The organism is Micromonospora inyonensis, assembly GCF_900091415.1.
Taxonomy (GTDB): Bacteria; Actinomycetota; Actinomycetes; order Mycobacteriales; family Micromonosporaceae; genus Micromonospora; species Micromonospora inyonensis.
In genome coordinates, this window is sequence record NZ_FMHU01000002.1 from 3169588 (window position 1) to 3184191 (window position 14604).

The window sequence follows — 14604 nt, forward strand, 5'->3', positions numbered from 1 at the left end:
CAACTCATGCCGTTGCCTGCTCGTCCTCGGGATGGGGGGCTCGCCACTCTCGGGGCTTGGTGCCGGTGGCCTCGGCGACCTGGGCGACGTCGCGGTGGTTGTAAGCGGTGCGTACACCGGAGATGGACATGCCGGCGGCTGCGGCCAGGTCGCCCAGCGTGTAGGGGCGGGGTTGGACGAACTCGCGGCCGTAGGCGATCAGCTCGCGGATCCGCTGCTCGGCTTTCTCCTTCGCGCGGCGGGCACCGGCCAGCGCGCCGATCAGCGGGTCCTGGTCGCCTCCGTCCCACGCGGCCCGCAGGTTCTCGGCAGCACGTTCTTGGTCCTTTGCAGCTTCGTCCCGCGCCGCGAGAAAGCCGTCGTCGTGCTCCTCGCCGGGGTCGGGTTGCGGGATCGGGTAGAGGATCGCGGCCACGTCGGTGAAGATGTCTCGCCGGGGCATGCCTACATTCTGCGCACTTGTTTGCGATGATCGCAAGCCATTGCGCGTGCTGCATTTCGACCTCGTCCTTCGGGTTTCTGATCTTGTTTGAGAAACGATCGTTTTCCGGACAAGATCAAGATGGTCACTGAGACAAAGTAGATCGCGTCCGAAAAACCCGTCCGAGAAGTCGGCGTGTCCAACAATGCGACAACGGGTTTGTTGGGCACGCTGGACGGCGTGACCGTCACCCCCGCGCCCGCCGAGGACGACCTGCTCACCCCGACGCCGCTCGCAGGCATGCTCGTCGGCTACGGGCGAGTCTCCACCCGGGAGCAGAATCTCGCCCGCCAGCAAGCCGCATTGATTGCGGCCGGCTGCGCCAAGTGCTTCTTCGACAAGGCCTCTGGGAAGAACACCGACCGGCCCGAGCTAGCCAAAATGTTCGAGTACATCCGCCCCGGCGACGTGCTCACCGTCGTCTCGCTCGACCGACTCGGCCGCTCGCTGGAAGACCTGATCGGCATCGTCGGCCGGCTCAAGCGCCACGGCGTCGGATTCCAGTCCCTACACGAGAAGCTCGACACCACCACCGCTGGCGGGATGTTCGTCTTCCACGTCTTCGCCGCGCTGGCCGAGTTCCTGCGCACCATCATCGTGGCCAACACCAACGAGGGCCTGGCCGCCGCTCGTGCCCGGGGGCAACGCCTCGGCCGGCCGCCGGCGATGACCCCGGAGAAGGTCGCGTACGCGCTGCAACTGCTCGCCGAGCCGAACCGCACGATGACCTCGATCGCCAAGCTGCTCGGCGTCTCGCGCAGCACCCTGTACAGCGCGCTGCCTCGCCTCATCCCGGCCCAACCCGGCGAACAGGTCGACCTTGTGGACGCGGCGTCCCCGCGGATCGGACTGACCGAGTCGTTCGCCATGACGCCGGGGCGGCCAGCGGCAGCGGCCTGATCCGCAGGGAGCAGTTACCCGGCCGAGGCCCGGCCACCCGCAACACGGGATCACCCCCGCATGCGCGGGGAGCAGCCGGACATCCCGACCACGGACAGGTGTGCGCTGGGATCACCCCCGCATGCGCGGGGAGCAGCGTCCGTCATCGCGGCGACCCCGCACCACGATCCGCTCGCCCTCGTCGCCACGTCCGCTACGACCAGCGGAGAAAGACCCGAAAACACCGTCCGTGCAAGCTCATCGACATCCTTCACGCCAGTGTCAACGACCCCCACGACTCTCCGTCACCACCGAATGTGAGACAGGGCCGAAATCCTACGCAGTCCCGGGTGGTGAACCCACTGCCAGGATTCAGTCGTGGGGTAACGGGGGGGTGGTGGGATGAGCGCGTTGAGTGATGAGGAGCTGTTGGTCGAGGTGTGTGCGGCCCTGGATTTCAGGGCGAGGCGGTGGGCCTCTGTCGTTGTGTCTGGGTGAAACGGAGGCCATCGGTTCCGAGCTGGTTGCGGACATGAGTGGCGGTGCGCGGGGCTGCTTCGCGTGGGAACGAGATGGCCGACGGCCGAGGCGTTGGTGCGCTGCTGGGTGATTGGCATTGAGTGCCCCTGGTGGGGGTGGGGAGGGGGCGTTGGCGGTGGCGGAGGCTGCTGTTCCTTCCGTGGGTCTCAGTGAGTCGTCGAAGCAGGCCCTGGAGGCGTTCACCGGGATGCGGTTGCACCGGTCGAATCTGCCGGTGTTGGCGTACGACCTGAACGCGTTGGAGGTGCTGGCGGATCGGGTGCGGACCCTGTTGGTTCCGGAGCTGGCCCAGGTGATCAAGGTGGTTGGGGCGGCGGGGGAGGGTGAGGTCTTCGACCGGTTCGTGGCGCAGACCGCTCCGTTCGTGGAGTTGTTGGACGGGGTCGCCGATCTGAAGGTGAACGCGGCTCAGGCGATGCGGGGCTTCCTGAACCAGATGGAGCTGACGGATCGTCAGGCGCTGGTCATGTTCATCTTCATGATGACGGAGTTGGCGGTCGCGTTCGCGATGGCGTTTGTCCTGCCGGTGGAGGCGGCGGCGCACATCGTGAAGACCCGGACGATCATCCAGACGATCCTGCGGTCGTCGATGGTGCGGGCGGCGGCGAGCAGCACGGCGATCCAGATGTTGTTCATGCCGGGGTCGTCGTTGTTGGCGCAGATCAGCATGCTGGCTGATGGTCTGGTGCCGGGGGTCGACTGGGCGCAGGTCGGTAAGCAGGCGTTGTACGGGTTGGCGGTGGCGGGTGTCACCACGGCGGCCGGGCCGGCGTTGGCCCGGTTCGCCGGGGTCGTGGGTGGTGCTCTGGCGAAGTTCGAAGTGTCGGATACCACGCGTAACCTGCTGACCAGCCTGATGATGGTGCCGGTGTCGGAGATCGGCCTGGAGGTGGTCGGCGACATCGCCGCCAGCTACATCGTCGACGGGACCTACGACCCCAGTGGTCTCGGTATGGCCGTGATTTCCGGGGCGTTGTCGGGGTCGGGTGAGCTGGGCGCGTCCGGGGCCGGGGCCGCTGCGCGTCGCGTGGCTGTCGGTTTGGGGTTCAATCCGACCCGGCCCCGGTGGAACATGCCCGCCGGTACCGGTTTCACCGCCGACGGCAGGCCGGTCGCTCCGGTCACTCCGGCACCGTCCACGTATCAGCCGGAGGTCGACGATCCGGCGGGTGCGGGCTCTGGCGGGCCGGGCCCGGTGCCCGTCCCGCCGGTGCCGGCACCGACCCTGTCGGCACCGGACCTGTCCGCGCCGGCGTGGTCGGCCCCGGACCTGCCGGTGCCGGCGTGGTCCGTGCCGAGCTTCTCGGTGCCGCTGGTGCCGGTGCCGGAGTGGGTAGCGGCCGCTGGTGCGCTGGTGGTGGAGCAGTGGCAGCGGTTCCAGCGGGAACTGGTGGACCACTATGGTGGACTGCTGGCCGGGATGGGGCAGGCGCGGCAGTTCCTGGCCGCGCTTCCCGTGTCGGTTGAGCGGGTGTTCGCCGGGTGGGTCGACGCCCGGCGGGGTGATCGGGCTGTTGCGGCTTTCCTGTCCGCGGTCGGTCTGCCCGCTGCCGCGTTGACCGAGGGGTATCTGACGGGTGTCGGCAGCGGGCGGTGGCCCGGGTGGTCGAGGCGTTGGCGTTCTCCGGTGGGCGGATCCCGGCCGAGGTGCGGGCGCGGCAGGTGATCGCCGGGCTGCCGGCGGAGTTCGACCGGCAGGCGCTGCGCTCGCTCGCGCACCTGGCCGTTCAACACCACATCGACCAGTACCTCGCCGCCGGCCTACCCACAGGCACCGGCACGCCGACAGGCGCTGGCGTGCCGACAGGCGCTGGCGTGCCGACAGGCGCTGGCGTGTCGGGGGGCGCTGGGGCGGTGGTGCGTCCGCTGGCGTGCTCAGGGCGGTCGAGGGCGGCGTGTGGAGCCAGGTGGACCGTGGGGTCGATGTGATCCTCGGTGCCCCTGCCGTGCTGCCGGGTGTGGTGGCCGGTCCCGACGCCGGGCAGGTCAGTGCCGTGGGGAGGGTGGTCCGGCAGGCGGTTACCGACCTGTCCGCCCGTTTCTCGGCCGTGACGGTCCCGGTGTCACCGGGGCGGCCGCCGTGTGGCTACGGTCGATGTCGAGGAAGGCGGGCGTGTCGGCGGGCCGGCGGTGCCGGTGATGTCGAGCGGCACACCGCGGCGGCGGCTGGTCTGGCGCAGGCCCAGTTCACCGCGTTGGCCCGCCGCTACGGTGTCGATCCGGCCGGTCATGCGGCGTTGGTCACCTCGTTCCAGCGGGAGTGGGTGGACGGGTACCACAAGGTGCTCGCCTCGGCCGGCGGGAGCGTGACGCCCGGGACGGCGGATGTGGTCGGGGCCCTCGGTACGGTGCCGGGTGGTGCCGGCTCCCGTGTCGGTGGCATGTCGATCGTCGACGTCGACAGCGTCGGTGATACGGCGTCGGTCAGTGACGTGTCTATTGCAAGCGGTGGAGTGTTCAGCCCCGATCTCGGCTCCCGGGACACGGATTCGACCGGTTTCAGGGACTCGGGTTCGATCAGTGATGTGTCGTTGCTGGACGAGTCGATCAGTGCCGACTCTGGCGGTCTCGGCGAGCGGGCCGTCGCGGCGACTGGGCCGGCCGTGGAACGAATCCACGATCTCGCCAGCGGCGGCTACGGCCGTGCCAGCGACGCTCAGCTGCGCCGGCTCGCTGCGGACCTCGGTATCCAGGCGGCGTCGCCGGACGGGGTCCTGCCCCAACTGTTCGAGGTGTCCAGGGATGTCGTCATGGCGGACACGTTCAGCGGCGTGTACTTCGCCGACCCGGCAGCGGCGGATCTGGACGCGGCGGCGGATCGCACGGCGGCGCAGGCGCTGCCGTCGGTGGAGGGATGGTTCACCATCGCCGGGCACCGGAACCTGGCCGAGCGGCTGGCCGACGATCCGGTGCGTCAGGCCTTGTTCCTCCGGATGATCACCGCCTCGCCCGCCTGGCAACACGCCGTCGCGCAGGCGCGACAGCGCGGCGGCGGCATACCTGACATCATGCTGGTCTGGTGCGACGCGGCATGGCGGGGACCGGGGCAGGCCACCTCCTTCGGTGGATGGTTGCGCACCCAGCTCCGTGCCCGGCGGCTGATGTCGTCCACGCACGAGGTGGACCAGATACCCGGCGAGCTGCGGCCACACGTGGACGAGCCGGTGCGGTCCGTGTTGTTCTCGGATGGTTCGGTGGAGTTGTTCGGGCCGGATCTGGTGGAGGCGGTACGGACCGCGGACATCGTCGAGAACGGTCAGGAACCCGGCGTGCGCTGGCCGGATCAGGAGGACTTCGTCGCCGCTGGCGGCCGGCACCGGTGGGCCGGCAACACCTCAGGCGGGCAGTCGCCCGATCCAGCGGAAGGCGGCGACCCGTCTGGTCCTGGCCCGGTGTCCGCCGCCCAGTGGGTGTGGGGCCCGTCGCGGGATCCAGGGGCGCAGTTGCCGGTGCCGGGCCCTGCCCTCGGACCGGACCACCCGCAGGGTGAGGACCTGTCCTGGCTGGACGACTGGGGTATGTTGCCGATGTCCGGGCTGGTACCTGCCCCGCCGGCGGGCACGGGTCTGCCAGGGCTGCCCGGGCCGTTGGACGACCCGTACGCCCCCACCGCGTCGTCCTGGCCGGCGGGGTGGGCGGAACCGGGGTGGCCGGTACCCGGCATGGGCGTGACCGACGGGCACGGTGCGGCGATGTCCACCGACTTCGACCAGCCGGGCATCGACGATCAGGCCAGCGACGGCGGGAACCTCGGCGACTGGGCCGGCGACGGCGGGAACCTCGGCGACTGGGCCGGCGAGGGCGGGAACCTCGGCGACTGGGCCACCTACCCGGGGCCGGACATGGACTGGCAGCCATACCTCGCGTCCTGGCCAGCGGTGGCCCGCACCGACGCCGGCACTGTTCACGCCGGCGACACCCTCCATCACCCGGCCGACGAGCCACCCACCACGCCCGCCTCGCCGCAACCCGACCAACCCCAACCCCAACCCCAACCCGCTGCGGGCAGCCGGTGGGTGCGCGACCCGGGCGAGGCCCGGGCGCTGTTCGACCAGCACGCCGGCCACATCGCCACCACAACACGGCAGCGGGAACAGCTGCGGCAGTTGTGGAACGCCCTGATCGACCGGATGGACGACAACGGGATCATCACCGCCAGCGGGTCAGTCCTCGCCGAGGCGACATCCGCGCCGCAGCCGACGGTGCATGACCGGATCGGGGCATTGCGCGACCGTGGTCTGCTGCAGCGGGTCCGAGAAGGTCGCGGTGGCGGGGCGGCGCGGTACGGGGTGAGCGATCCGGGTCAGCCCCGGCAAGCACCGTTGCCGGCCCTTCCCGCGGGCAGCCGATGGGTGCGCGACCCGGGCGGGGCCCGGGCGCTGTTCGACCAGCACGCCGACCACATCGCCACCACAACACGGCAGCGGGAACAGCTGCGGCAGTTGTGGAACGCCCTGATCGACCGGATGGACGACGACGGGATCATCACCGCCAGCGGGTCAGCCCTCGCCGAGGCGACATTCACACTGCGGCCGACGGTGCATGACCGGATCGGGGTATTGCGCGACCGTGGTCTGCTGCAGCTGGTGCAGGAAGGTCGCGGTGGCGGGGCGGCGCGGTACGGGGTGAGCGATCCGGGTCAGCCCCAGCAAGCACCGTTGCCGGCCCTTCCCGCGGGCAGCCAGTGGGTGCGCGACCCGGGCGGGGCCCGGGCGCTGTTCGACCAGCACGCCGGCCACATCGCCACCACAACACGGCAGCGGGAACAGCTGCGGCAGTTGTGGAACGCCCTGATCGACCGGATGGACGACAACGGGATCATCACCGCCAGCGGGTCAGACCTCGCCGAGGCGACATTCACACCGCAGCGGACGGTGCATGACCGGATCGGGGTATTGCGCGGCAGTGCTCTGCTGCATCTGGTGCAGGAAGGTCGCGGTGGCGGGGCGGCGCGGTACGGGGTGAGCGATCCGGGTCAGCCCCAGCAAGCACCACTGCCGGCCCCTCCCGAAGGCAGCCGATGGCTGCGCGACCCGGGCGGGGCCCGGGCGCTGTTCGACCAGCACGCCGGCCACATCGCCACCACAACACGGCAGCGGGAACAGCTGCGGCAGTTGTGGAACGCCCTGATCGACCGGATGGACGACAACGGGATCATCACCGCCAGCGGGTCAGACCTCGCCGAGGCGACATTCACACTGCGGCGGACGGTGCATGACCGGATCGGGGCGTTGCGCGACCGTGGTCTGCTGCATCTGGTGCAGGAAGGTCGCGGTGGCGGGGCGGCGCGGTACGGGTGAGCGATCCGGGTCAGCCCCGGCAAGCACCGTTGCCGGCCCTTCCCGAAGGCGGCCAGTGGCTGCGCGACCCGGGCGGGGCCCGGGCGCTGTTCGACCAGCACGCCGGCCACATCGCCACCACAACGCGGCAGCGGGAACAGCTGCGGCAGTTGTGGAACGCCCTGATCGACCGGATGGACGACGACGGGATCATCACCGCCAGCGGGTCAGACCTCGTCGAGGCGACATCCGCACCGCAGCAGACGGTGCATGACCGGATCGGGGTATTGCGCGACCGTGGTCTGCTGCAGCGGGTCCGGGAAGGTCGCGGTCGCGTGGCGGCGCGGTACGGGGTGAGCGATCCGGGTCAGCCCCGGCAAGCGCCGTTGCCGGGCCCTGCCCTCGGACCGGACCGCCCGCAGGGTGAGGACCTGTCCTGGCTGGACCACGGGGCTACGGTGCCGATGTCCGGGCCTGCACCTGCCCCGCCGGCGGGTACGGGTCTGCCAGGGCTGCCCGGGCCGTTGGACGACCCGGACGCCCCCACCGCGTCGTCCTGGCCGGCGGGGTGGGCGGAACCGGGGTGGCCGGTACCCGGCATGGGCGTGACCGACGGGCACGGTGCGGCGATGTCCACCGACTTCGACCAGCCGGGCATCGACGATCAGGCCAGCGACGGCGGGAACCTCGGCGACTGGGCCGGCGAGGGCGGGAACCTCGGCGACTGGGCCACCTACGAGGTGGACCCAGCCCGTTCGCTCGATGTGGACCCGGCCGATCTGCTCTATCCGTTTGAGGCCGTGGGCACGGAACCCGACCCCGCGCCGCAACCGATGGATCCGCCCCGGCCGCAGGCCCCGCCCGGCCCGACATCATGGTCGCCGCCCAACGGCGACCAGCCCAGCCAGTCCCCAGGGACTCAGTCGTTCCCGCCCGGACCGGGCATGCAGGATCCGGCACCTCAGTCGCCGATGTCCGGGCTGGTACCTGCCCCGCCGGCGGGCACGGGTCTGCCAGGGCTGCCCAGGCCGTTGGACGACCCGGACGCCCCCACCGCGTCGTCCTGGCCGGCGGTGGCCCGCACCGACGCCGGCACTGTTCACGCCGGCGACACCCTCCATCACCCGGCCGACGAGCCACCCACCACGCCCGCCTCGCCGCACCCCGACCAACCCCAACCCCAACCCCAACCAGCTGCGGGCAGCCGGCGGGTGCGCGACCCGGGCGAGGCCCGGGCGCTGTTCGACCAGCACGCCGGCCACATCGCCACCACAACACGGCAGCGGGAACAGCTGCGGCAGTTGTGGAACGCCCTGATCGACCGGATGGACGACAACGGGATCATCACCGCCAGCGAGTCAGACCTCGCCGAGGCGACATTCACACTGCGGCAGACGGTGCATGCCCGGATCGGGGTATTGCGCGGCAGTGCTCTGCTGCAGCTGGTGCAGGAAGGTCGCGGTGGCGGGGCGGCGCGGTACGGGGTGAGCGATCCGGGTCAGCCCCGGCAAGCACCACTGCCGGCCCTTCCCGAAGGCAGCCGATGGCTGCGCGACCCGGGCGGGGCCCGGGCGCTGTTCGACCAGCACGCCGGCCACATCGCCACCACAACACGGCAGCGGGAACAGCTGCGGCAGTTGTGGAACGCCCTGATCGACCGGATGGACGACAACGGGATCATCACCGCCAGCGAGTCAGACCTCGCCGAGGCGACATTCACACTGCAGCGGACGGTGCATAACCGGATCGGGGCATTGCGCGACCGTGGTCTGCTGCAGCTGGTGCAGGAAGGTCGCGGTGGCGGGGCGGCGCGGTACGGGGTGAGCGATCCGGGTCAGCCCCGGCAAGCACCACTGCCGGCCCTTCCCGAAGGCAGCCGATGGCTGCGCGACCCGGGCGGGGCCCGGGCGCTGTTCGACCAGCACGCCGACCACATCGCCACCACAACACCGCAGCGGGAACAGCTGCGGCAGTTGTGGAACGCCCTGATCGACCGGATGGACGACAACGGGATCATCACCGCCAGCGGGTCAGACCTCGCCGAGGCGACATCCGCACCGCAGCCGACGGTGCATGACCGGATCGGGGTATTGCGCGACCGTGGTCTGCTGCAGCTGGTCCGGGAAGGTCGCGGTGGCGGGGCGGCGCGGTACGGGGTGAGCGATCCGGGTCAGCCCCGGCAAGCGCCGTTGCCGGGCCCTGCCCTCGGACCGGACCGCCCGCAGGGTGAGGACCTGTCCTGGCTGGACCACGGGGGTACGTTGCCGATGTCCGGGCCTGCACCTGCCTCGCCGGCGGGCACGGGTCTGCCAGGGCTGCCCGGGCCGTTGGACGACCCGGACGCCCCCACCGCGTCGTCCTGGCCGGCGGGGTGGGCGGAACCGGGGTGGCCGGTACCCGGCATGGGCGTGACCGACGGGCACGGTGCGGCGATGTCCACCGACTTCGACCAGCCGGGCATCGACGATCAGGCCAGCGACGGCGGGAACCTCGGCGACTGGGCCACCTACGAGGTGGACCCAGCCGGTTCGCTTGATGTGGACCCGGCCGATCTGCTCTATCCGTTTGAGGCCGTGGGCGCGGAACCCGACCCCGGGCCGCAACCGATGGATCCGCCCCGGCCGCAGGCCCCGCCCGGCCCATCATGGTCGCCGCCCAACGGCGACCAGCCCAGCCAGTCCCCAGGGACTCAGTCGTTCCCGCCCGGACCGGGCATGCAGGATCCGGCACCTCAGTCGCCGATGTCCGGGCTGGTACCTGCCTCGCCGGCGGGCACGGGTCTGCCAGGGCTGCCCGGGCCGTTGGACGACCCGGACGCCCCCACCGCGTCGTCCTGGCCGGCGGGGTGGGCGGAACCGGGGTGGCCGGTACCCGGCATGGGCGTGACCGACGGGCACGGTGCGGCGATGTCCACCGACTTCGACCAGCCGGGCATCGACGATCAGGCCAGCGACGGCGGGAACCTCGGCGACTGGGCCGGCGAGGGCGGGAACCTCGGCGACTGGGCCACCTACCAGGGGCCGGACATGGACTGGCAGCCATACCTCGCGTCCTGGCCAGCGGTGGCCCGCACCGACGCCGGCACTGTTCACGCCGGCGACACCCTCCATCACCCGGCCGACGAGCCACCCACCACGCCCGCCTCGCCGCAACCCGACCAACCCCAACCCCAACCCGCTGCGGGCAGCCGGCGGGTGCGCGACCCGGGCGGGGCCCGGGCGCTGTTCGACCAGCACGCCGGCCACATCGCCACCACAACACGGCAGCGGGAACAGCTGCGGCAGTTGTGGAACGCCCTGATCGACCGGATGGACGACAACGGGATCATCACCGCCAGCGAGCTAGCCCTCGCCGAGGCGACATCCACACCGAAGCCGACGGTGCATCGCCGGATCGGGGCATTGCGCGGCAGTGCTCTGCTGCAGCTGGTGCAGGAAGGTCACGGTGGCGGGGCGGCGCGGTACGGGGTGAGCGATCCGGGTCAGCCCCAGCAAGCACCGTTGCCGGCCCTTCCCGAAGGCAGCCGATGGCTGCGCGACCCGGATGGGGCCCGGGCGCTGTTCGACCAGCACGCCGACCACATCGCCACCACAACGCGGCAGCGGGAACAGCTGCGGCAGTTGTGGAACGCCCTGATCGACCGGATGGACGACAACGGGATCATCACCGCCAGCGAGTCAGACCTCGCCGAGGCGACATTCACACTGCGGCAGACGGTGCATGCCCGGATCGGGGTATTGCGCGGCAGTGCTCTGCTGCATCTGGTGCAGGAAGGTCGCGGTGGCGGGGCGGCGCGGTACGGGGTGAGCGATCCGGGTCAGCCCCGGCAAGCACCACTGCCGGCCCTTCCCGAAGGCAGCCAGTGGCTGCGCGACCCGGGCGGGGCCCGGGCGCTGTTCGACCAGCACGCCGGCCACATCGCCACCACAACACGGCAGCGGGAGCAGCTGCGGCAGTTGTGGAACGCCCTGATCGACCGGATGGACGACAACGGGATCATCACCGCCAGCGGGTCAGACCTCGCCGAGGCGACATTCACACCGCGGCAGACGGTGCATGCCCGGATCGGGGTATTGCGCGGCAGTGCTCTGCTGCGGCTGGTGCAGGAAGGTCACGGTGGCGGGGCGGCGCGGTACGGGGTGAGCGATCCGGGTCAGCCCCGGCAAGCACCACTGCCGGCCCTTCCCGAAGGCAGCCGATGGCTGCGCGACCCGGGCGGGGCCCGGGCGCTGTTCGACCAGCACGCCGGCCACATCGCCACCACAACACGGCAGCGGGAGCAGCTGCGGCAGTTGTGGAACGCCCTGATCGACCGTATGGACGACAACGGGATCATCACCGCCAGCGGGTCAGACCTCGCCGAGGCGACATCCGCACCGCAGTCGACGGTGCATGCCCGGATCGGGGTATTGCGCGACCGTGGTCTGCTGCAGTTGGTCCGGGAAAGTCGCGGTGGCGGGGCGGCGCGGTACGGGGTGAGCGATCCGGGTCAGCCCCGGCAAGCACCGCTGCCGGGCCCTGCCCTCGGACCGGACCGCCCGCAGGGTGAGGACCTGTCCTGGCTGGACCCCGGGGCTACGGTGCCGATGTCCGGGCTGGTACCTGCCCCGCCGGCGGGCACGGGTCTGCCAGGGCTGCCCGGGCCGTTGGACGACCCGGACGCCCCCACCGCGTCGTCCTGGCCGGCGGGGTGGGCGCAACCGGGGTGGCCGGTACCCGGCATGGGCGTGACCGACGGGCACGGTGCGGCGATGTCCACCGACTTCGACCAGCCGGGCATCGACGATCAGTCCAGCGACGGCGGGAACCTCGGCGACTGGGCCGGCGACGGCGGGAACCTCGGCGACTGGGCCGGCGACGGCGGGAACCTCGGCGACTGGGCCACCTACCAGGGGCCGGACATGGACTGGCAGCCATACCTCGCGTCCTCTCCAGCGGTGGCCCGCACCGACGCCGGCACTGTTCACGCCGGCGACACCCTCCATCACCCGGCCGACGAGCCACCCACCACGCCCGCCTCGCCGCAACCCGACCAACCCCAACCCCAACCCCAACCCCAACCAGCTGCGGGCAGCCGGCGGGTGCGCGACCCGGGCGAGGCCCGGGCGCTGTTCGACCAGCACGCCGGCCACATCGCCACCACAACACGGCAGCGGGAACAGCTGCGGCAGTTGTGGAACGCCCTGATCGACCGGATGGACGACAACGGGATCATCACCGCCAGCGAGTCAGACCTCGCCGAGGCGACATTCACACTGCAGCAGACGGTGCATAACCGGATCGGGGCATTGCGCGACCGTGGTCTGCTGCATCTGGTGCAGGAAGGTCGCGGTGGCGGGGCGGCGCGGTACGGGGTGAGCGATCCGGGTCAGCCCCAGCAAGCACCACTGCCGGCCCTTCCCGAAGGCAGCCGATGGCTGCGCGACCCGGGCGGGGCCCGGGCGCTGTTCGACCAGCACGCCGGCCACATCGCCACCACAACGCGGCAGCGGGAACAGCTGCGGCAGTTGTGGAACGCCCTGATCGACCGGATGGACGACAACGGGATCATCACCGCCAGCGGGTCAGACCTCGCCGAGGCGACATCCACACCGAAGCCGACGGTGCATGCCCGGATCGGGGTATTGCGCGACCGTGGTCTGCTGCGGCTGGTCCGGGAAGGTCGCGGTCGCGGGGCGGCGCGGTACGGGGTGAGCGATCCGGGTCAGCCCCGGCAAGCACCGTTGCCGGGCCCTGCCCTCGGACCGGACCGCCCGCAGGGTGAGGACCTGTCCTGGCTGGACCACGGGGCTACGGTGCCGATGTCCGGGCCTGCACCTGCCCCGCCGGCGGGCACGGGTCTGCCAGGGCTGCCCGGGCCGTTGGACGACCCGGACGCCCCCACCGCGTCGTCCTGGCCGGCGGGGTGGGCGGAACCGGGGTGGCCGGTACCCGGCATGGGCGTGACCGACGGGCACGGTGCGGCGATGTCCACCGACTTCGGCCAGCCGGGCATCGACGATCAGGCCAGCGACGGCGGGATCCTCGGCGACTGGGCCGGCGACGGCGGGAACCTCGGCGACTGGGCCACCTACGAGGTGGACCCAGCCCGTTCGCTCGATGTGGACCCGGCCGATCTGCTCTACCTGCTTGAGGCCGTGGGCACGGAACCCGACCCCGCGCCGCAACCGATGGATCCGCCCCGGCCGCATGTCGACGACGCGTGAAAAATGACCCTGTGTCGACGGGTCAAAACTGACCCCCTTCAGTGATCTTGAGTTAAGAGGTCGCGCGGAATGGTTGTTGATCATCGGCGGCGGGCGGGTCGGTTGTTCCACCGGTAGAGGGTCCATGCACGCCGGATGAGGCTGCGGACGGTGATGATCGCGTCGGCGAGGTCGAAGAAGGCGTCGATGACCTTCTCTGTTCGTTCGTAGCAGCGTTGCAGCCGGTTGAACGCGTTGTGCCAGCTGTTCGTCCGTTCGACGTGCCACCGTTGGCTCGCCTGGATGGGCGCCTTGTCGCCCTTGTGGGCGATCTCACCGGTCAGGCCGCGCTCGGCCAGCAGGGCGCGGGTGACCTGGGAGTCGTATCCGGCGTCGAGGTGCACCGTGATGGCCTGGGGTAGTGGGCCGAGGTCGTCGAGGTGGTCGAGGGTGGGGCCGAGCAGGGGTGAGTCGTGTCGGTTCGCGCCGGCCAGGACCCGGCCGAGGGGGATGCCGTAGCCGTCGACCATCAACGAGCGTTTCATGCCCTGCTTGCCCCGGTCGACCGGTGAGCGTCCGGCGGCCTCGCCGCCGCCGGGAGCCTTGGTGATGCAGCCGTCCACGGCGATGTCGTCGAGGACCAGGCCGACGAGCCGGTCGTAGGCGTCCAGGGCGATCTGTTTGAGCTGGGCGAACACCCCAAGCTCTATCCACTCGTCACGGCGGCCGCGGATCGTGGTGGCCGAACAGGTGGCATCGGCGATCGCCTCGTAGGCGCAGCCGAACCGCAACACCTGGACCAGCTTGTCGAACACGATGCGGTCATCGATCCGCTTGCGGTGACAGCCCAGCGGATGTGTCGGTTGGTAGGTCGGCCGATCGGGGAGCAGCGCGGCGAACTGGACCCACAACGGCTCGATCAGCCATGCTGGGATGGCAGGCACAGAACCTCCCGTGATCACGGAGCGTCAGCAACTTCATGATCACCAGTTCTGTGCCTGCATCCGTTCAGGCGCGCCGATCAACCCACCATTCCGCGCGACCTCTAAGGCGCGGTTCCTGATCCCCGCGTTCACCCTGCTGCTGCCGATCGCCGTCGGCCTGGCCCGGGCCGGACGCGCCAGGGCGACCACGGTGGTGGTCACGCTCGCCATCTTCTCCGCGTACTACGGTGGCTACCTGATGATGGTCTGGGGCCGCTCGCCGTGACCGGCGAGCGGCCGTCGCCCCGGTCGGGCCG

General features: G+C 71.0%; 7 protein-coding genes. 5 read left to right on the forward strand and 2 right to left on the reverse strand.

Going from position 1 to position 14604, the window contains the following annotated elements; translation table 11 throughout:
- Positions 1–4 precede the first annotated feature (4 nt).
- Positions 5–442 carry a hypothetical protein gene (locus GA0074694_RS28380; RefSeq protein WP_091462958.1) on the reverse strand — a complete coding sequence of 146 codons (438 nt, stop codon included), beginning with the start codon at positions 440–442 and terminating at the stop codon, positions 5–7.
- A gap of 219 nt (positions 443–661) precedes the next feature.
- On the opposite strand from GA0074694_RS28380, the gene GA0074694_RS28385 reads away from it, so the two are divergent.
- The 4 genes from GA0074694_RS28385 (at position 662) to GA0074694_RS28405 (ending at position 13385) form a co-directional block, all read left to right on the forward strand.
- Positions 662–1381: a recombinase family protein gene (locus GA0074694_RS28385; protein WP_425413646.1), complete on the forward strand. Its 720-nt coding sequence runs from the start codon at positions 662–664 to the stop codon at positions 1379–1381.
- 658 nt (positions 1382–2039) lie between these two features.
- Positions 2040–3566, forward strand: a complete 1527-nt coding sequence (locus GA0074694_RS28390) for a hypothetical protein (protein ID WP_091462984.1) — start codon at positions 2040–2042, stop codon at positions 3564–3566.
- A gap of 205 nt (positions 3567–3771) precedes the next feature.
- Positions 3772–7200 carry a hypothetical protein gene (locus tag GA0074694_RS28400; protein ID WP_141714297.1) on the forward strand — a complete coding sequence of 1143 codons (3429 nt, stop codon included), beginning with the start codon at positions 3772–3774 and terminating at the stop codon, positions 7198–7200.
- Positions 7197–13385, forward strand: coding sequence for a winged helix-turn-helix domain-containing protein (locus tag GA0074694_RS28405; protein ID WP_091462987.1), 6189 nt, complete (start codon positions 7197–7199; stop codon positions 13383–13385). Before GA0074694_RS28400 ends, GA0074694_RS28405 begins: the two co-directional genes overlap by 4 nt.
- Positions 13386–13465: 80 nt before the next feature.
- Here GA0074694_RS28405 and GA0074694_RS28410 read toward each other — a convergent pair whose 3' ends face one another.
- On the reverse strand, positions 13466–14308 hold the full coding sequence (locus GA0074694_RS28410) for an IS5 family transposase (protein WP_091453604.1): 843 nt from the start codon (positions 14306–14308) through the stop codon (positions 13466–13468).
- Between the two features lie 10 nt (positions 14309–14318).
- Between GA0074694_RS28410 and GA0074694_RS28415 the strand changes: the two genes are divergently transcribed.
- Positions 14319–14573: a hypothetical protein gene (locus tag GA0074694_RS28415; protein WP_091462988.1), complete on the forward strand. Its 255-nt coding sequence runs from the start codon at positions 14319–14321 to the stop codon at positions 14571–14573.
- The last annotated feature ends 31 nt before the right edge of the window (positions 14574–14604 follow it).